The organism is Pseudomonas sp. (assembly GCF_040514055.1).
GTDB lineage: Bacteria > Pseudomonadota > Gammaproteobacteria > Pseudomonadales > Pseudomonadaceae > Aquipseudomonas.
Map to the genome: position 1 here is coordinate 38,182 of NZ_JBEVDL010000099.1, position 20,048 is coordinate 58,229.

The following is a 20,048-nucleotide window of genomic DNA, read 5'->3' on the forward strand; positions in this document are numbered from 1 at the left end:
AATTTAATGCCTCATATCCTGATCGTCGAAGACGAAACCATTATCCGCTCGGCCCTGCGCCGCCTGCTGGAGCGCAACCAGTACCAGGTCAGCGAAGCCGGCTCGGTGCAGGAAGCCCAGGAGCGGTTCAGCATCGCCAGTTTCGACCTGATCGTCAGTGACCTGCGCCTGCCCGGCGCGCCCGGCACCGAGCTGATCAAGCTCGGCCAGGGCACCCCGGTGCTGATCATGACCAGCTACGCCAGCCTGCGTTCGGCGGTGGACTCGATGAAGATGGGCGCGGTCGATTACATCGCCAAACCCTTCGACCACGACGAAATGCTGCAGGCAGTGGCGCGCATCCTGCGCGACCGCCTGGAAAACAAAGGCGACCGCAGCGCCCCCGCCACCCGTGGCGCCGACAAGGGCGACAAGGGCGACAAGGGCGCGGATGCCAGCAATGGCGAGATCGGCATCATCGGCTCCTGCATCCCCATGCAGGACCTGTACAGCAAGATCCGCAAGGTCGCGCCCACCGACTCCACCGTGCTGATCCAGGGCGAATCAGGCACGGGCAAGGAGCTGGTCGCCCGCGCCCTGCACAACCTGTCCCGCCGGGCCAAGGCGCCGATGATCTCGGTGAACTGCGCCGCGATTCCGGAAAGCCTGATCGAGTCGGAATTGTTCGGCCATGAAAAAGGCGCCTTTACCGGCGCCAGCGCCGGTCGCGCCGGCCTGGTCGAGGCGGCCGACGGCGGCACCCTGTTTCTCGACGAGATCGGCGAGCTGCCGCTCGAGGCCCAGGCTCGCCTGTTACGCGTGCTGCAGGAAGGCGAGATCCGCCGCGTTGGCTCGGTGCAATCGCAGAAGGTCGATGTCCGCCTGATCGCCGCCACCCACCGCGACCTGAAAAGCTTGGCCAAGGTCGGCCAGTTCCGTGAAGACCTGTTCTACCGCCTCCATGTGATTGCCCTGAAGTTGCCGGCCCTGCGTGAGCGCGGGGCCGACGTCAGCGAGATCGCCCAGCTCTTCCTCACCCGCCAGGCCACCCGCATGGGTCGCAGCGACTTGCGCTTCGCGCCGGATGCCGAGCAAGCGATACGTCAGTACTCCTGGCCAGGTAACGTGCGGGAACTGGAGAACGCCATCGAGCGCGCGGTGATCCTCTGCGAGAGCCCGCAGATCAGCGCCGAGTTGCTGGGGATCGACATCGAACTGGGCGACCTGGTGGATGATGACTTCCTCGGCTTGCCGCCCCAGCAAGGCAGCACCAGCAGCAACCATGAGCCCACCGAGGACCTGTCCCTGGAGGACTACTTCCAGCACTTCGTCCTCGAGCACCAGGACCACATGACCGAAACCGAACTGGCACGCAAGCTGGGCATCAGCCGCAAATGCCTGTGGGAACGCCGCCAGCGCCTGGGGATCCCGCGGCGCAAGACCAGTGCCGCCACCGGCACCTGACACCGCGATCGACGCCACGGCTGCGCAGGCCGTGGCTCGGATCGCCCGCGCGGTCTCCCCCGACACAACGCTAGCGAAATATGCCTTCTTGCCGCGCTGATACCTCCTGAGCTGACAGCGACGGGCCGCCAGCGCTGACCACGCCACTGCGAGTTGAGTTCCCCAGCGCTGTTACCGCGCTCACACCTCGTAACAAAGCCGGGTCTAATGGTAACGGGAAGAGCGCCATTTTCGACCGCAACCGGCACAGCAAAATTCGCCAAGCCCTTGTTTTATAAGGATTCACAAAAACTGGCACGGCTCCTGCTATTACTTCCGTACAACAACAATAAGAAGCACGGCCCCTACAACAAAAATAAGACGTATCGACTCCAGCACAATAACTACAACAACGCGGAGGCGCAGCTAACTGATTCTTTTGGAGAGGAATTGCCTAAGGGGCTTGCCCCACGACCAGGCCGAGAACAATAAAACTGCACCCATGCAGTGCCTGAACTGGTTGAGTCGCACGACAATGGCAGCGTCAGCATCCAAAAAAATACGTTTGCTCTTGACTCCCTCATTGGGAGATTTTCTCGAAGCCAGAGGCTTACGGGAACGGACCGACAACAAAAACAACAGGTCCGACATAATAATAAAAACAAAGCACGCACCTACTTGGGGGGGAGCCTCGGCTCCCCCAGTAGCTTCGCCAGACACCCCTCGCCACGTACACCTTCCCCCCGACTCAATGCTAGAATCCGCACCTACCCTGCGGTCATTTGTTCTGCTGGCCGACCATTTCGTCAAACAGTGCATCCCATGCTGAAAAAGCTGTTCCAGTCTTTGCGTTCACCCTTGCGTCGCGCCAAACACGTTCGCAGCACGCCTGAAATCCTTAGCGCGCAGCAGCATCCGCTGCGCCGCGGGCAATTCAGCCGGTACGCGGTGAGCGTGGTCGAACGTTTGCAAAGCGCAGGCTACCAGGCCTATCTGGTCGGCGGTTGCGTACGTGACCTGCTGATCGACATTGACCCCAAGGATTTCGACGTGGCCACCAGCGCCACCCCCGAACAGGTCCGGGCAGAGTTTCGCAACGCCCGGGTGATCGGCCGACGGTTCAAGTTGGTGCATGTGCACTTCGGCCGCGAGATTATCGAAGTTGCCACCTTCCGCGCCAACCATCCCCAGGAAGGTGATGACGACGAAGACAGCAACCTGTCCTCGCGCAACGAGAGCGGCCGGATCCTGCGCGACAACGTCTACGGCAGCCTGGAAGACGATGCCCAGCGCCGCGATTTCACCATCAACGCGCTCTACTTCGACGTCACCGGCGAACGCATCCTCGACTATGCCCGCGGCATGCACGATATCCGTAACCAGCAGATCCGCCTGATTGGCGACCCTGAGCAGCGTTACCAGGAAGACCCGGTGCGCATGCTGCGCGCCGTGCGTTTCGCCGCCAAACTGGATTTCGAGATCGAGCCGCACAGCGCCGCGCCCATTCGCCGCCTGGCACCGATGCTGCGTGAAATCCCCTCGGCCCGTCTGTTCGACGAGGTGCTCAAGCTGTTCCTGGCCGGGTACGCCGAGTACGTCTACGAATTGCTGATCGAGCTGGAGCTGTTCGAACCGCTGTTTCCGGCCAGTGCCGCAGCGCTCAAGCGCAACCCGGAGTACACCGACAAGCTGATCCGCCTGGCCCTGGCCAGCACCGACTCGCGGATTCACAAAGGCAAAACCGTCACTCCCGCCTTCCTCTTCGCCGCGCTCCTTTGGCCGGCGCTGCCGGCGCGGGTGCTGTTGATGCAGGACCGCGGTATGCCGCCGATCCCCGCCATGCAGGAAGCGGCGCATCAGCTGATCGCCGAACAGTGCCAGCGCATCGCCATTCCCAAACGGTTCACCATCCCGATCCGCGAGATCTGGGACATGCAGGAACGCTTGCCTCGTCGCCAGGGCAAACGCGCCGACCTGTTGCTGGAAAATCCGCGTTTCCGCGCCGGCTACGACTTCCTGCTGCTGCGCGAAGACGCCGGCGAAGACCTCGGCGGGCTGGGTGACTGGTGGACGGATTATCAGGACGCCACCGACAGCGAGCGTCGCAGCATGATCCGCGACCTGGGCAGCAAGGAAGACGCCGTTAACGGTGCGCCTCGTAAACGCCGGCGCAGCGGCGGCGCCAAACGTAAACGCAGCACGCCCAGCGGCGAATGAGCGAACGGGTCTATATCGGCCTGGGCAGCAACCTGGCCGACCCCCTGGCGCAATTGCGCCAGGCCCTGGCCGCGCTGGCGGCCCTGCCCGCCACCCAGCTGCATCGACACTCCGCGTTTTACGCCAGCGACCCCCTGGGTCCCGCCGACCAGCCGCGTTACGTGAACGCCGTGGCCGCGCTGGATACCCGGCTGGAACCCCTGGTTTTGCTCGATGCCTTGCAGGCGATCGAGCAGGGTCAGGGGCGCACGCGCAAAGCCGAACGCTGGGGCCCGCGGACCCTGGACCTGGATATCCTGCTGTTCGGCGAACGTTTGCTCGACGAACCGCGCCTGATCGTTCCCCACTATCATCTGCAGGCACGGCCGTTTGTCCTCTACCCCCTGGCGGACATTGCGCCAGAACTGCAGCTGCCCGATGGTCGCCGCCTTACCGAGCTGTTGCAGGGCTGCCCTTTCGTGGGCCTGGAGCGACTCTGAGAGGGGCCCATGCCGAGGTAACGCCGGTAACCAGGGGTAACACCCGCAATTGACTTCAGCCTTCCCCATCACGACTATAGGCGTCCCGCTGCCCCGAGCCGGTGCACCGGAGAGGCTGCCGGGCGTTACCGGCATCCCCGTTAACCCGGCAGGACCTAGGTCGATAAGGACACTTCCCCATGCCCGACATTACCCTGACCACTTTGCAAAGCCTCAAGCAGAGCGGCGAAAAAATCGCCATGCTCACCTGCTATGACGCCACTTTCGCCCAGGCCTGCTGCCAGGCCGGCGTGGAAGTGCTGTTGGTGGGCGACTCGCTGGGCATGGTCCTGCAAGGCCATGACAGCACCCTGCCCGTCAGCCTGGTGGACATGGCGTACCATGTCGCCTGCGTCAAGCGGGGCACCCAGGGCGCGCTGATTCTCGCCGACCTGCCCTTTATGGCCTACGCCACCGCCGAGCAGACCCTGCACAGCGCCGGCGCGCTGATGCAGGCAGGCGCCCATATGGTCAAGCTCGAAGGTGCGGCCTGGCTGGCCGAACCCATTCGCCTGCTGGCCGAGCGTGGCGTACCGGTCTGCGCTCACCTCGGGCTGACGCCCCAGGCGGTGAACCTGCTCGGTGGCTACAAGGTCCAGGGCCGCCAGGAAGCCCAGGCCCGGCAGATGCGTGCCGATGCCATTGCCCTGGAGCAGGCAGGCGCGGCCATGCTGTTGCTCGAATGCGTGCCCAGCGACCTGGCCACCGAGATCACCCAGGCGGTGAAAATTCCGGTGATCGGCATCGGCGCTGGCGCCGGCACCGACGGTCAGGTACTGGTCCTGCACGATATGCTCGGCCTGTCGCTGACCGGTCGCACCGCCAAATTCGTGAAAAATTTCCTCGACGGCCAACCGAACGTCCCCGCCGCGCTGGCCGCTTACGTACGCGCGGTCAAGGCCGTGGCCTTTCCCACCGCCGAACATGGATTCTCTGCATGATCACCGTCCACAGCGTCCGCGAACTGCGCGCGGCCGTCGCCCATGCCCGCGCCGAAGGCCGTTCGATCGGTTTCGTGCCGACCATGGGCAACCTGCACAGCGGCCACGCCGCGCTGGTGGAAAAAGCCGGCCAACGGGCCGACTTCGTGGTCGCCAGCATCTTTGTCAATCCCTTGCAGTTCGGCCCCAGCGAAGACCTGGCGACCTACCCGCGGACCCTCGTCGCCGATCAGGAAACACTGCTGGTTGCCGGCTGCCACCTGCTGTTCGCGCCGAGTGTCGCGGAAATGTACCCGCAGGGCATGGACGGGCAGACCCGCGTCAGCGTACCGGGGGTGTCCGAAGGCCTGTGCGGTGCCAGTCGCCCCGGACACTTCGAAGGCGTGGCCACGGTGGTGAGCAAGCTGTTCAATATGGTGCAACCGGATGTCGCGGTGTTCGGCCAGAAGGACTTCCAGCAGTTGGCGGTGATCCGCGCCCTGGTGCGCGACCTCAACCTGCCGGTGCAGATCATTGGTGAACCGACCGTACGGGCCGCCGATGGCCTGGCGCTGTCATCGCGCAACGGTTATCTGGACGAAGCCCAGCGGGCGATCGCCCCGACGCTCTACGCCACCCTGCAACAACTGGCAGCCGCCATAGACGCGGGCGAGCGCGATTTCGCCAAACTGGTCAAAAGCGGCAAAAGCCAGCTGAAAAAAGCCGGGCTACGCCCGGACTACCTGGAAATACGTGAAGCCGATCAACTGCGCCCTGCCGGCAGCGACGATCGCCACCTGGTCATCCTGGCGGCCGCCTACCTGGGCAGCACCCGGCTGATCGACAACCTGGCCTTCGAGGTGGCAGCGCCACACTGAATCTTGCTCGCCCAGTAGGGTTCGGGCACACTCTGCCGCCGTCTGTGGACCGTCAAGGAAACCGCCATGCACGCCATCATGCTCAAGGCCAAACTGCACCGTGCCGAAGTCACCCACGCTGTGCTCGACTACGAAGGCTCCTGTGCCATCGACGGCGACTGGCTGGACCTTTCCGGCATTCGCGAGTACGAGCAGATCCAGATCTATAACGTCGATAACGGTGAGCGTTTCACCACCTACGCCATCCGTGGCGAGGCCGGGTCGCGGATGATTTCGGTCAACGGCGCCGCCGCGCACAAAGCCAAGGTCGGTGACCGCGTGATCATCTGCGCCTATGCTCATTACGCCGAAGCCGAGCTGGCGAACTTCAAGCCACGCATGCTCTACATGGCGCCGGGCAACCAGCTCAGCCATACCAGCAATGCGATTCCGGTGCAGGTCGCTTAAGCCCCCGCAGCGAAAACTTCAAAGCCCGGAACACTCCGGGCTTTTTACTGTTCAAAGGTTGCTCGTCAATAAGGAAGCGCAAGCCCATGGCGTACTACCAACACCCGCTCGACGTCACGGCCCTGCCCTCCTGGCAGGCACTGCGCCAGCACCGCGAAACCATGCAACATTTCAGCATGCGCGAGGCCTTTGCCGGCGATCCCCAGCGGTTCAAGGAGTTCTCGCTGAGTGGCTGTGGCCTGTTCCTCGATTATTCGAAGAACCTGATCACCCCCCAGACCCGCGAGCTGCTGGTCAGCCTGGCCCGTGAAGTGGGCCTGGATCGCTCGATTCGCGCGCTGTTCGACGGCGACCTGGTCAACGCCTCGGAGTGCCGCCCGGCGCTGCACACGGCCTTGCGCCGGCCGGTGGGCGAACGCCTGACTGTGGCCGGCGTCAACGTGATGCCCGAAGTGCACCGGGTCCTCAACCAGATGACCGAACTGGTGGTGCGCATCCACGACGGCCTGTGGCGCGGCTATACCGAAAAGCCCATCACCGACGTGGTGAACATCGGCATCGGTGGCTCCTTCCTCGGACCGCAGCTGGTTTCCGAAGCCTTGCTGCCGTTTGCGCAAAAGGGCGTGCGCTGCCATTACCTGGCCAATATCGACGGCAGCGAGTTCCATGAGCTGTCGGCCAAACTGCATGCCGAAACCACGCTGTTTATCGTGTCGTCGAAGTCCTTCAACACCCTGGAAACCCTGAAAAACGCTCAGGCGGCCCGTGGCTGGTACCTGGCCCAGGGCGGCCCGGAAACACAACTGTACCGCCACTTTATCGCCGTCTCGAGCAATCGCGAAGCGGCGGTGTCGTTCGGCATCCGCGAAGAGAACATCTTCCCCATGTGGGACTGGGTGGGCGGACGTTACTCCCTGTGGTCGGCCATCGGCCTGCCGATCGCCCTGGCCATCGGCATGTCCAACTTCAAGGAACTGCTGTCCGGCGCCTATGGCATGGACCAGCACTTCCAGAGCGCGCCATTCGAAAGCAACATGCCGGTGCTGCTGGCCTTGCTGGGGATCTGGTATGGCAATTTCTGGAACGCCCAGAGCCAGGCCATCCTTCCCTACGATCACTACCTGCGCAATATCACCAAGCACCTGCAGCAATTGGACATGGAGTCCAACGGCAAGAGCGTGCGCCAGGACGGCAGCCCGGTCAGCTGCGAAAGCGGCCCGGTGATCTGGGGCGGGGTGGGTTGCAACGGCCAGCACGCCTATCACCAGTTGCTGCACCAGGGCACCCAGCTGATTCCAGCGGACTTTATCGTGCCGGTGGTCAGCTACAACCCGGTGGCCGATCACCACCAGTGGCTGTACGCCAATTGCCTGTCCCAGAGTCAGGCGCTGATGCTGGGCAAGACCCGCGAGGAAGCCGAACAGGAACTGCGCGCCAAGTCATTGCCCGAGGCCGAAGTGCAGCGCCTGGCGCCGCACAAGGTGATCGCCGGCAATCGCCCGAGCAACACCCTGGTACTGGAGCGGGTCAGCCCGCGTCGCCTCGGCGCACTGGTCGCCCTGTACGAGCACAAGGTGTTTGTGCAGAGCGCCATCTGGGGCATCAACGCGTTCGATCAATGGGGCGTGGAACTGGGCAAGGAATTGGGCAAGGGCGTCTACCAGCGCCTGACCGGGTCCGACGAGCCGGCTGCCGAGGACGCCTCGACCCAAGGCCTGATCGACTACTTCCGCGGTCGCCACCGCGGCTAGGGCCAACAGGCCCCGGTGCCACGAGCCCTTGCCCGACAACCTGCCGGGCAAGGGACTCAGGGCGCGGACACGGCACCACGCAAAAAACGCCCTAACGGCAAAAGCGCAAACGGTATTCGCTGGGTGTCACCTGCAGCCCTTGGACGAACGCCCGTCGCAGGTTGTACTCCGAACCGAAACCGCTCAACAGGGCGATGCGCTTCAGCGAGATTGTCCCGCCTTCGAGCAGTCGGCAGGCCGCCTCCAGACGCAGTCGCAGCAGGTACTGGGCTGGCGTCATGGCCAACTCGGCCTGGCAACGGCGGTGCAGCGTGCGTGGCGATACCGCGACGGCTTGCGCCATGAGTTCCACATTCAACGGCTGCTGCAGCCGCGACTTGAGCCAGGCGCTCAAGTCGGCGATCAGCCCGCACTCAGGCGCCGTCTGCGCCAGCAACTCGGCGCTGAATTGGCGCTGTCCACCGGCCCGTTTCAGGTGCACCACCAGCTCCTTGGCCACCCGCAGGGCCAACGCCCGGCCAAGGTCTTCCTCCACCAGGCTCAGGCACAGGTCGATACCGGCGGTCACGCCGGCCGAGCTGTAGATCGGACCATCCTTGATAAACAGCGCGTCGTCGAGCACCCGAACCTTGGGGTAATAACGCCGCAGGGCCGCAGCATAACGCCAGTGGGTGACGGCCGTGCGGCCATCCAGCAAGCCCGCCTGGGCCAGCAGAAAGGCTCCGGTGCAGACCGAGCAGCAGCGCGACGCACGCGGGGCGGCCAGGACCAGCCAGCGCAACAGGCTGCCCTCCGCAGCGGCGGGCAAAACCCCGAACCCTCCAACGAGGATCAAGGTGCAGCCCGCCAGGCTGTGGGGCTCCGGCAGGGGCTCGCTGAGCACCGCCAGCCCGGCGCCTGACTGCACCGCCCCGCCCGCGACCGAAACCACCCGCACCCGATAGGGTAGCGGCGCTGGCTGCAGGGTCGCGGCCGCGCTGAATACTTCCAGCGGACCGCTGGCATCCAAGAGCTGGAATGCGGGAAAGATCACCACCACCACCGAGTGTGGGACCGCGGTTGACAAAGGTGCGAGCGACATAAGGCCCCCTGGCCGGGCAGATTGGCAGATTTTCACTGATGAATGTCATTTACGCCAACTGGCTGGCGCGGAGGCTAGGCCTCAGCGGCGGCACCGGCCCGGCGCCGCGCTTTCCAGGAGAATCGAGCGATGCGCCAGTTATGGCTACTGTCGGGAGTGTTATGCGCACTGGGCGCGGCGTTGCTGACCTCAGGCGCGCGGGAAACCGCAGGCGGCAATGGGCTGCTCGCGTCCGAGGCACACACTGCTGTCCTTACGCGTTACCAGCCCCGCTTCGGCCGCAGCCGTCCGGTGGTCGCGGTGATCGGTGAGAACCGCATGACCGAACTGATCGACTATGTAGTGCCCTATGGCATCCTGCAGCAATCCGCGACAGCCGACGTGCTGGCCGTCGCCACCCGGGAGGGCCCGCTGCACATGATGCCGGCCCTGCGATTCGAGGCGCAGGCCACGATAGAGGACTTCGACCGGCGCTTTCCCGAGGGCGCCGACTACCTGATAGTGCCGGCGGTGCACCACAGCCAGGATGCGCAGCTGACCGGCTGGGTGGCCGCCCAGTACGGCAAAGGCGCGACCGTGATCGGCGTGTGTGACGGGGTACTGGTACTGGGCCACGCCGGCCTGCTGCAAGGGCTGCGTGCCACTGGTCACTGGTACTCGGAAACGGAACGCCGGAAGCATTTCCCCGGCACCCGGTGGCACAGTAACAGCCGCTATCTGGTTGACGGCCGGATCGTCACCACCAGCGGCGCCGCGGCGGCGGTCCCGGCCTCCCTGGCACTGGTCGAAGCCATTGCCGGCACCGCCAGGGCGACTGAGGTGGCACGGGAGCTGGGTGTCACCGAATGGTCCAACATCCATGACAGCAGACCCTTTCGGCTCAGTCTCGAGGATTACTACGGCGCCGCCCGCAACCTGCTGCTGTTCTGGCGCCATGAAACCCTGGGCATCGCCGTGGCCCCCGGGGTCGACGAAATCGCCCTGGCGCTGACCGCTGACGCCTACTCACGCACCTACCGTTCCACCGCCGTCAGCCTGGCCACGTCGCGCGCACCGCTACTGACGCGACGTGGGTTGCGCCTGCTGCCGGACAGTAGGCCGGGCAGCGAAGAGCAGCCTGACCGCCTGCTGCCGGCGCTGGATCCGGCACACCCCATCACCGCCTTGGAGCTAACCCTCGGCGCCATCGCCAGGGAGTATGGCGAGAGCAGTGCACGTTTGGTCGCCCTGCAGTTGGAATACCCCCGCGCCCTGCCGTCGACGTCTAACAACGTGCCAGCACTTGAACCGGGTGCGCGCTTGGGTGCACCCTAATCGGCTTGTGGCATCACAACAAAAAAGGACCCGCCATGCTCGCCATCACCCAGCACCCCGTCGCCGAAGCGGTACGCCAACGGGCGCACTTGGACAACGACGACTACCTGCGCCTGTACCAGCAATCGGTGGATCAACCGGAAATCTTCTGGGCCGAACAGGCCCGGGCGTTCCTCGACTGGTCCAAACCCTGGGACAGCGTCTACCAAGGCGACTTGCTGAATGGTCAGGGGGCCTGGTTCAAGGGTGGCCAGCTGAACGTCAGCTACAACTGCATCGACCGCCACCTGGACAGCCGCAGCGAGCAGATCGCGATCATCTGGGAAGGTGACAACCCCAGCGAGTCGGCGCAGATCACCTACAAGAAGCTTCACCATCACGTGTGCCGCCTGGCCAATGTGCTGAAAAGCCGCGGCGTGAAAAAAGGCGACCGGGTGTGCATCTACATGCCCATGGTGCCGGAAGCCACCTACGCCATGCTCGCCTGCGCCCGTATCGGCGCGGTGCACTCGGTGGTGTTCGGTGGTTTCTCTCCAGACGCACTGCGCGACCGCATCCTGGATGCCGACTGCCGTACCGTAATCACTGCCGATGAAGGCGTACGCGGTGGCAAATACGTCGGGCTCAAGCGCAATGTCGACCAAGCCCTGAAGAATTGTCCGGACGTCAGCACCGTGCTGGTGATCGAGCGCACCCAGGGTCAGGTCGACTGGACGCCCGGACGCGACCTCTGGTACCACGAGGCCCTGCACCAGGCCAGCGCCGACTGCCCGCCGGAGCCAATGGACGCCGAGGACCCGCTGTTTATCCTCTATACCTCAGGTTCCACCGGCAAACCCAAGGGCGTATTGCACAGCACCGGCGGTTACCTGCTGATGGCCGCCATGACCCACAAGTACGTGTTCGACTACCATGACGGCGATATCTACTGGTGCACTGCCGACGTCGGCTGGGTCACCGGTCACAGCTATATCGTCTATGGGCCACTGGCCAATGGCGCCACCACCCTGGTGTTCGAAGGGGTGCCGAACTACCCGGACGCCTCGCGTTTCTGGCAGGTGATCGACAAACACCAGGTGAATATTTTCTACACCGCGCCCACCGCCCTGCGCGCCCTGATGCGCGAAGGCGACCAGCCGGTACTCAATACCTCGCGCAGCAGCCTGCGCTTGCTTGGCAGCGTTGGTGAACCGATCAACCCCGAAGCCTGGGAGTGGTACTTCCAGATAGTGGGTGAGCAGCGTTGCCCGATCGTCGACACCTGGTGGCAGACCGAAACTGGCAGCATCATGATCACCCCGCTGCCCGGCGCCACCTTGCTCAAGCCAGGCTCGGCGACCCGCCCGTTCTTTGGCGTACAACCGGTGCTGCTGGATGAACAGGCGCAGGAAATCGAGGGGCCTGGCAGCGGCGTACTGGCGATTAAGGCCAGCTGGCCGAGCCAGATCCGCAGCGTCTACGGCGATCATCAGCGAATGCTCGATACCTACTTCAAACCCTATCCCGGCTACTACTTCACCGGTGATGGCGCACGCCGCGATGAAGACGGTTACTACTGGATCACCGGCCGGGTCGACGACGTGATCAACGTGTCCGGGCATCGCATCGGTACCGCCGAAGTGGAAAGCGCACTGGTGCTGCACGACGCGGTGGCTGAAGCCGCGGTGGTCGGCTACCCACATGACCTGAAAGGGCAAGGCATTTACGCCTTCGTCACTGCCATGCATGGGATAGAGCCGGACGACGCGCTGAAGAAGGAACTGCTGGCCCTGGTCAGCAAGGAGATCGGCGGCTTTGCCCGGCCCGAACTGATCCAGTGGGCACCCGCGCTGCCCAAGACCCGCTCAGGCAAGATCATGCGACGCATCCTGCGCAAGATCGCCTGCAACGAGCTGGACAGCTTGGGCGACACCTCGACCCTGGCCGACCCCTCGGTGGTCGACGGGCTGATCGAGACGCGACTGAACCGCTAAGCATCCGGGCCTGGCGCACCGCTGAACGGTGCGCCGGTAGCTGCCACTTGGCACCAGCAGCAGCGGTTGAATCCTTATGGATCTCGCCCAAGAACCGTTTCGATTTTTTATCTGTTCGCCTGTAACGAGCGCGTGATACCGGCGTCGGCCCGTTCTGAACTCCGCTTTGGCGTTGACACCCAGTAAAGGGACTGGCCAACGTATCGAACAGCCCATAAGAATTATTGGCAAAGATGCGTAACACCGCACTCGTCAGGTGTCAGCGGATCCGTATGCCTCGAGCAATCGACACATGAAAATGCCCCCGGTCCAACAACGTCTCACGAGACAGGGTTCAGCCGTGGCGAAAAATCCGTACAAAATAATAGTACGACCGGCCTTTGCCCCGAGGATTACGCTCAACGAAAACTTGAAGGTCCGCGTAAAATCCCCGGCGCCACCAGAAAATATCAGCTACCAGGTAACGTCGCTGCTGGCTGCTGGTAATTGCCATCGTCCCCCCTCGTTGCAGCAACCAGGGCGGGATTAAGCAACCGTTGTCTGCTCTGGAGAGCAGCCGGTATAGTCGAAACCATGTGATAACGAACAAGGCACTAAAATGATCGATCGTGAAACCGTCATCTGGGCTTATCGGCTGATTTTAGGGCGCGAACCCGAGAGCGAACAGTCGATCACCTTCCATCAGCAGCATAAGGACAGCCTCTCCCTCAGAAAATCGCTGCTGGAAAGCGACGAATTCAGGCAACTGCAGCCTGGCACCCGCCTCCCCCAGGAGCCTGTAGCATTCCCCAACTGGAACGCAGTGCATGTGCCAAAAGTGGTCTTTCTGCATTGCCCCAAGACCGGGGGCACCACCTTGCACGACCTGCTGAGGCAGGCGTTCGCCGACGAGCAAGTCTGCCCGGAGCGTTTCAACGGTTTGAAAAATATGCCGGCAGGACAACTTCTGCAATACCGCTTTTTCTCCGGTCACTACGACCTGGTGTCCTGCCAACTGATCCCAGGTGAGAAACGGATCATTACCTTTCTGCGCGAACCAGTTGCGCGCCTGCTGTCTCTTTACAATTTTCTCAGGGCCCATCGCCCGGAAGTGGTGGAGCGTAATGAGTGGGCGTTGGCTCGGCTGGCAATTCAGCTCGATGCGGTGGCTTTTTTCAGACACCCGAGTGTCCGAATGCACCCCTATCTGAATAATGGCATGACACGGACATTGGTCGACAACCTGCCGATCGAAGTCTGGCCAGTTGTGGCGCAAGACCTCGTGCTCACCGATATTTCTGCAAAGGCCGACATAGCCCTTAAGCGTCTTCAGGAAATGACGGCGTTTGGCCTACTTGAGCACTACGACGTTTCAGTTCGATCGATCTTTACCTCACTGGACTTGACCGTGCCCAATAGCATCCAGAAAAAAATGGTGCTGAACGACATCACAGGTGACCCTGGCAACTACAGGATAACGGAGCGTGCGCAACTGACGCCGCAGTTAGCAACGGTACTGGAAGAACTCGTGAGTACCGACAGACACCTCTACCTCCACGCGCAGATGCTGTTCAGCCAACGCAATAGTACTGCCCAAGCCTAGCTTGGCGGCATCGGCAAAACGCTTTTTAAGCGATAGTGATACAGACTCCGCGGCCTTAGCACACCCCTAACGCCCCGCGACAAAAGCAGACATCACGAAAAACACCTAGCGCTCTGAAACTGATTTTTCAGCGAGTGAGATATTTCTTAATAACCATTCACTAAAAGAACTTGCAACAAATGCAGCTCCCTCAGGCGTCAAATGATGGGTATCGTACATTATCGGGCCACCTTCGCTGCCAAAAACTTTGCAACCCATAGCGGCCTGACAAATAATATCAAGCGGATTGAAAAAATAGACGTTATTTTTACCAGCACTTTTCTGCAGTTCCGAATTAACACGAACAGACTTTGGATCGATAAAATGCCTAGCAGCCCATTCGATACCGTTCAGCGTCTGGTGCTTCATGAAAATACTCGTGCTGCTGGCCAGCATATGCTTTTGCCCGACCACAATGATAGGCGCCGTTGAGGACTCACGAATTTTTTCAATCGTTGCGGGCAAGTAACCAACAAGGTACTCCCACCAATACGGGCTTAAAATTATAAGATCGGCGGTTTTCAGTCGCTCGACAGCGAATCCTTCCGCTCGCGGCACCTCACAATCCTTTCTGGCCGTCTTAGTTTCGAGAAAAATCTTGTTCTCGATCGCATAAAACCGTTCTAGTTTTTCCGCATCGACAACCACTGCTCCGCACATAAAGGGAATATGATATACGGTAACCTCCGCATTGTTGGCAGCCAATACACTGGAGGACTCAATGACGTTGAGCATATCGGCAGCTTGAGAGTCACCGAGCAAATAGACATTCCTCTTTCCCGGCCCAACGACATTATTTGGCGGCAGGGCTTCCCATCGAGCCCATACATATTTCAGATTATTGATATCGTAGCGAGTTAGGAACTGCTCGCCATCTTTGAAACGCCATGCCCATCCCTTATTAGCCCAAGCGTGGGCAGCCGGCAAGATAATCATTAATGAAAAAACAGCGACACCCACCCCAAATGTACTCACACCCAGTATCTTCCAACCTCTCTGAACCTGCCTAAAGGGTCTCTCAACCCAAAAATACAGGATCAGCGACAGCCCAAAAGTCGCAACCAGCAAACCTAGCTGTTCGGCAAGCCTCAGCTGCTGGTCCGTTATATATTTATAGAACACCACGAGCGGCCAATGGGTCAGATAAAGTGAGTAACTGATCAGGCCGACTCCAACGCATACACGAGAAGCAAGCACACGGCCCACAACGCCCTCTTGGCCCGCGTAAATCACCAGTGCAGCCCCGACACAAGGAACGAGTGCATTGGCACCGGGAAAGCGTGTTAGTTCGTTGAACGCGTAAATAGCGTAGCCAATCATCACGATTCCAAAAACGCCCAGTGCCGCCTTCGCACGGGCGGGTAGCGCATGCAGGGATTGGCTCCAGAACAGCAAGGCGCCGACTACGAACTCGAATACACGCAACGGCATCAGATAATAAGCAGCCGACGGAGAGCTGCTCAGTACGCGCTCGCAAGCCAGCAGACTGGCCACTCCAGCCAGCGCCATGAGGACTGGGAACGATTTACGTCCAAGCGTCTTATAAAGCAGGACAATACATACCGGCCAGATTAAATAAAATTGCTCTTCAACCCCTAACGACCAAGTATGCAGCAGCGGCTTAAGCGTCGCATCCGTATCGAAATAACCACTTTGCTGCCAAAAGAAAATATTCGAAAGAGAAAATACCGAATACACCAGTGAACCAGACAGTTTCTCCAGGTCTTCTGGTGCCAGCACAAGCGCACCGCAAAAAAACGTGCCTACCAAAGTGGCAAAAAGCGCGGGAAATAACCTGCGCACACGTCGCCTAAAAAAACGTGAATAGCTGAAAGCCCCACGCTCCACCTCAGAAAAAATAAGACGGCTAATCAGAAAACCACTGATGACAAAGAATACGTCAACCCCGACAAAACCGCCGGAAAAACCTGCCACCCCAAAATGGAAAAAAATGACTGAAAGAACCGCTACGGAGCGCAGACCATCAATTTCCGGATTATAGATCTTTTTCAACTCTAAAACTCTTCCTGATCATCTCAACGTAGAAAATTCAATGCTTTATAAACAGATGCACTTGCCTTAAGCCCCGCATACAAATCGCTCTATAAAAAAAACTCATATTCAGACTCTAAGCGAACTGAACCGCTCATTGTAATTCCTGTAACACCTGACACTTCATAGCGTGGCAGAGCGCAGCTGTGAATGGTAGCAGGCCCCACCGCCCATGCCTAGTCACAGCCCCGCGCCAGAAGATGCCATAGACCGGTATATTTTTAACGAATTCCGTTATAGGTAGATACGCATTACTGCCGTGCCGCAGCCGTAGTGGTCCTATCTGCGTCCACGCTAACTGTCGCTGCCCTCTTCGTGGTTACCTCAAAAAACCTTGAGCCTAGCGTTCACTGAACACACCACAAATTCACAATACGCTAATCACCAGAGAACGAAAATTTCAAAAATGGCAAGCTATTGCGAACCGCAGCCTCTACGCTCATGGGCATATTTCCAAGGCTATTCGTTGACGCGCGTGCCGGCAGTAGTCATGGACAGAAATGCCCGCCCTCCCCTTTGCGCTGGCTTTTCAACTAAATAGTAGATGATTGCAGAGAGAGCAACCACCGCAGCAAAGCTCGCGGCCAAGGCTATTGACAATCCGAAGCGCGGATAAACAAGGCTGCTGATTGCGAAACCAAATGGCAAATGAATTAAATAAAGGGAGTAGCTAATTTTTGCAAAAAACCTGACTAGGCCATTATTTTTTATTGCACAATTAGCATATATCCACAACGCCGAAATACAGATAAACAGTGCATAGGCAACCTGTGTAGTGTGGGAGCCAGGGGTGGGGATTTTCTCTGGATGGGCAATACCGAAATTTAGGATCAATGCAACCCATGGCGCAACTCCCAATGCAGTGGCGGTGCTCATCGCTATGCGCCCACTCCAGTTGAAATAAATTACCATGCCTATTGAAAATATCGGAAAAAATGCACCTAATAATGAAAAAACACCGAATGGCCAAGGCAGGAAATGGGGATGAACCTTTCCGATATATGTCAAGAGGATCGACCACCCAGTGAACAACAAGATTGTTAACGCCGGCTTTGCTTTTAACCATGGCAAAAATACCAATATGTGTGCGTAAAAAAGCAGCTCAATGGTGATGGTCCAACCGACATCCAGGACGGCTTTTTTTGTAAGTCCTGTAGAAACTCCAAACGCGGAAAGCACTGCATCGGTATACCCTATGCCAATGGCCCCATCAGTCAACCCCGCGGCGACAGCTTGCTTCACCAATAATACAGTTGCACCCACCGCCACAAAGAGCGCGGGGTAAATTCGGAATAGCCGCTTTACTAGAAAGCTCCGCGATTTTCGGAAAGACTCGTATGGGTAACGATAAATCCGCTAATCATGAAAAACAAAGCCACCCCCAGGAAACCAAAGTTCTGAATAATTCCCAATGGAGCAGTGATGAATTTACTGATCAGCGTATAGGGCCCCCAGCTCTCATTAAATACAACGACCGGCCGACCTACAATATGGCAATACACGACCATCAAACAGGCCAACGCCCGCAGTGCCTCTATTGGCTGTATGACCAAATCGGGCGAAGCGCCTGTTGGATATGCCGTCATTGCTTTCTCCCCTGCATCGATCCGCTTTATTGGCCTAATTTCATACTGCCGTCTCGCTTCTACGGCGGGCTTTCGACGCCACCAGGCATCCGCATTCCATTAAATGTACTAGCGCTGCTCCGTCAAAGCTGGCAGTGTTTTTGCCTTGGCGCCCGCACTGACCGCTCGCCCCGTTTGCTGATAATGATTCTTTACAATAAGCAGTAAGCATACGCCAACGCGCCAGTCAGTCTTTCATCAGAAAATTTTCAGCTCCCCCAATGCGATAAATCAATATTATTAATAGCTGCAAGCCCCCTACCCCGTAAACTTTGTAGCAGCTGGATATCCAACGAATTGGCCACCGTGAGCTTTTCTATAAGTTCCGGCAACACCGAGCTGCGATTACTGGATTGATTCAAGCGTACAGAAGAGCTCGCGAGAAAAAAGCCGAACTTCAGACAAAGCATTTCCCTTGACTGTTGCAACTGTTCATTAAGGGCTATAAACGAGAAGGATTCCAGGTTTTTCAGTGCCATGGCCAAATGCTCCGCTGTTACGGCTGCGGTCTCCTCCACCGCCCCTCTGAGCATGCGGACTTGATGATTATTGAAATGCTTCGAGGTCAGCCAGTCCGGAAAGTCGATTAACTCTTCCAACGAGAACGCCTTCGATCGCCTGATCTGCGCCCGGCTGTTCTCTGGCCAATCGGAAGAATCAGTCAAACCACGCCAAAAATCATAAGCTGACAAACAACGCGCCACTGGATCACGCAAACTTGTAATTTTCTTGAAGCTGTAGAGATGCTCGACGTGGAAAGCGCTGAAATGCCCATGGACAAAGCGATAGCGTGCTAATGAATCGTCCGTATGTTCGAGTATCTCTTTCGGATTCAACACATGCAGAACTTCATTCACATGAAAGGCGTTCTCAATAACCTGCCGAAATGAGACACCTCCTGTCTTGGGTATATGCAAATACAAATACCGATCCTGTTTATTCATTCAACAAATCTCAACTCGTTGAATCGCGACACCCAGCAGCCGACTATCGCGATCGGGACGCTGACTGGGCAGCGTCGAAAATCCCAGTTGAGTATAGGGCAGCGCGCACATCGCCTCCGTCGGAATAGAGTATTCCAGCACCCTGGCCTCACGGTGTATCAGGGCAAGTAAGCAACCATTGTAGGTCACCCTTAGATTGTCTACATGCTCTGGAGTCACCGCATGAAATATCGAAATTCTCAATTGGGCACGAGCAGCGAACACCTTGGGAAACAGCAAGCTCGCCTCACTGCCTGGACCGGTAAAACGCCAATAGGTGTGACCATCGGACTCGCGGTTATGCCAGCCATCGCCTGCCAGCGGCTGGTCCATGGTAAAATCCAGGCCCTCGCGCATTTCACAGGCCGCCAACTGCCGGCAGTAGCGTTCTTGCAACAGCGCTATCACGCGCTGCCCAGGTAGCCCAAGGGCATCCGATTTTACAGATAGGCCATTGGATATTCGCATGGACCCACCCGGCGCCAGTTTCCCGTCAGAATACTCAAACTGATCGAAGTGCACTTTATGCTTTTTCAGGACCCACTGCTTGGATTCTTCGTCGTACCAGTCTGAAAAATCATGACTGAGATTGCGCGCGACATTCAGTTGCGGTAACGATGCCACTTCCTGCGCACCTAGCAGCTGAAGAAATTCATTAACGTCACGTTCCAAGCATTCTTTTCTAAATATAACGTCGGCTGACCTTATGTAGACTGGATGCACAACCCCTTCAGGGGCGGCCTCGACAAATAACCGTAAAAAATCCTTGAACGAGCTTTTTTTCGCCTTGTGGAACCAGGGGTCATCAAAAACCCGTATGGATTTCGTATTATACTGGCTTATATAAAAATCCAGGGGATGACGCGTGGTGGTCGCCACTATAAACTCAGACAGCTGCAGCCCCGCTGCTTTGACCTCCTCGGGCGTGGCATGCTTATAATTCAGGGGGTATGCAAGCGGATCCAGAACCCATTCACCATCCATATGCTCGATCAACCAACTCGAAAGAGAAGTGCTTCCGGTACCCGGCGACAGAAAAAATAGGGTTTTTATTTTTTTTATAAAAATAGCCATTTCAGCACCTTAATGAAAAACCTGAAACCCCAGTTGTCCATTCCTTTCGCCACACCGACCAACGCCAATCATCCCGTCGGCAGCCTGTTCTCAACCCGCACCTGTTAGTTAAAACAGCCAAGGCCATAGTGCCACCAGGCAACAGTGCGTCGCACGCCAGACATGGTGAATG

At 58.9% G+C, this 20,048-nt stretch carries 14 protein-coding genes and 1 pseudogene; 10 read left to right on the forward strand and 5 right to left on the reverse strand.

Annotated elements, in window-relative coordinates:
* Positions 1 to 6 precede the first annotated feature (6 nt).
* The 7 genes from ABWY06_RS25520 to pgi all read left to right on the forward strand — a co-directional run bounded on the left by ABWY06_RS25520 (position 7) and on the right by pgi (position 8,153).
* Positions 7 to 1,443, forward strand: a complete 1,437-nt coding sequence (locus tag ABWY06_RS25520; protein ID WP_353928389.1) for a sigma-54-dependent transcriptional regulator — start codon at positions 7 to 9, stop codon at positions 1,441 to 1,443.
* Positions 1,444 to 2,244: 801 nt separating this feature from the next.
* Entirely contained in the window at positions 2,245 to 3,639 is a 1,395-nt protein-coding gene (locus ABWY06_RS25525; protein WP_353928390.1) for a polynucleotide adenylyltransferase PcnB, read from the forward strand.
* The gene (gene folK, locus ABWY06_RS25530; RefSeq protein ID WP_353928391.1) at positions 3,636 to 4,118 is read left to right on the forward strand and encodes a 2-amino-4-hydroxy-6-hydroxymethyldihydropteridine diphosphokinase; all 483 of its coding nucleotides are present in this window, start codon (positions 3,636 to 3,638) and stop codon (positions 4,116 to 4,118) included. Before ABWY06_RS25525 ends, folK begins: the two co-directional genes overlap by 4 nt.
* A gap of 179 nt (positions 4,119 to 4,297) precedes the next feature.
* The gene (gene panB, locus ABWY06_RS25535) at positions 4,298 to 5,098 is read left to right on the forward strand and encodes a 3-methyl-2-oxobutanoate hydroxymethyltransferase (protein ID WP_353928392.1); all 801 of its coding nucleotides are present in this window, start codon (positions 4,298 to 4,300) and stop codon (positions 5,096 to 5,098) included.
* Entirely contained in the window at positions 5,095 to 5,955 is an 861-nt protein-coding gene (panC, locus tag ABWY06_RS25540) for a pantoate--beta-alanine ligase (RefSeq protein ID WP_353928393.1), read from the forward strand. The genes panB and panC overlap by 4 nt, the downstream gene beginning before the upstream one ends.
* A 66-nt stretch (positions 5,956 to 6,021) precedes the next feature.
* Positions 6,022 to 6,402: an aspartate 1-decarboxylase gene (gene panD, locus ABWY06_RS25545; protein ID WP_353928394.1), complete on the forward strand. Its 381-nt coding sequence runs from the start codon at positions 6,022 to 6,024 to the stop codon at positions 6,400 to 6,402.
* Positions 6,403 to 6,488: 86 nt separating this feature from the next.
* The gene (gene pgi, locus ABWY06_RS25550) at positions 6,489 to 8,153 is read left to right on the forward strand and encodes a glucose-6-phosphate isomerase (RefSeq protein WP_353928395.1); all 1,665 of its coding nucleotides are present in this window, start codon (positions 6,489 to 6,491) and stop codon (positions 8,151 to 8,153) included.
* A 91-nt stretch (positions 8,154 to 8,244) separates the two neighbouring features.
* Here pgi and ABWY06_RS25555 read toward each other — a convergent pair whose 3' ends face one another.
* Entirely contained in the window at positions 8,245 to 9,234 is a 990-nt protein-coding gene (locus tag ABWY06_RS25555; RefSeq protein WP_353928396.1) for a GlxA family transcriptional regulator, read from the reverse strand.
* A gap of 129 nt (positions 9,235 to 9,363) precedes the next feature.
* Between ABWY06_RS25555 and ABWY06_RS25560 the strand changes: the two genes are divergently transcribed.
* The 3 genes from ABWY06_RS25560 (at position 9,364) to ABWY06_RS25570 (ending at position 14,103) form a co-directional block, all read left to right on the forward strand.
* Positions 9,364 to 10,548, forward strand: a complete 1,185-nt coding sequence (locus tag ABWY06_RS25560) for a DJ-1/PfpI family protein (protein WP_353928397.1) — start codon at positions 9,364 to 9,366, stop codon at positions 10,546 to 10,548.
* 35 nt (positions 10,549 to 10,583) lie between these two features.
* Positions 10,584 to 12,521: an acetate--CoA ligase gene (gene acs / locus ABWY06_RS25565; RefSeq protein WP_353928398.1), complete on the forward strand. Its 1,938-nt coding sequence runs from the start codon at positions 10,584 to 10,586 to the stop codon at positions 12,519 to 12,521.
* A 598-nt stretch (positions 12,522 to 13,119) separates the two neighbouring features.
* Entirely contained in the window at positions 13,120 to 14,103 is a 984-nt protein-coding gene (locus ABWY06_RS25570) for a hypothetical protein (RefSeq protein ID WP_353928399.1), read from the forward strand.
* Between the two features lie 105 nt (positions 14,104 to 14,208).
* Here the strand turns inward: ABWY06_RS25570 and ABWY06_RS25575 are convergent, their stop codons facing one another.
* The 4 genes and pseudogenes from ABWY06_RS25575 to ABWY06_RS25590 all read right to left on the reverse strand — a co-directional run bounded on the left by ABWY06_RS25575 (position 14,209) and on the right by ABWY06_RS25590 (position 19,876).
* The gene (locus ABWY06_RS25575) at positions 14,209 to 16,155 is read right to left on the reverse strand and encodes an acyltransferase family protein (RefSeq protein WP_353928400.1); all 1,947 of its coding nucleotides are present in this window, start codon (positions 16,153 to 16,155) and stop codon (positions 14,209 to 14,211) included.
* Between the two features lie 498 nt (positions 16,156 to 16,653).
* Positions 16,654 to 17,780 (reverse strand): annotated as a pseudogene (locus ABWY06_RS25580) (acyltransferase family protein).
* Between the two features lie 248 nt (positions 17,781 to 18,028).
* Positions 18,029 to 18,763: a sulfotransferase family 2 domain-containing protein gene (locus ABWY06_RS25585; protein ID WP_353928401.1), complete on the reverse strand. Its 735-nt coding sequence runs from the start codon at positions 18,761 to 18,763 to the stop codon at positions 18,029 to 18,031.
* Positions 18,764 to 19,876, reverse strand: coding sequence for a sulfotransferase family protein (locus ABWY06_RS25590; protein ID WP_353928402.1), 1,113 nt, complete (start codon positions 19,874 to 19,876; stop codon positions 18,764 to 18,766).
* Positions 19,877 to 20,048: the final 172 nt, after the last annotated feature.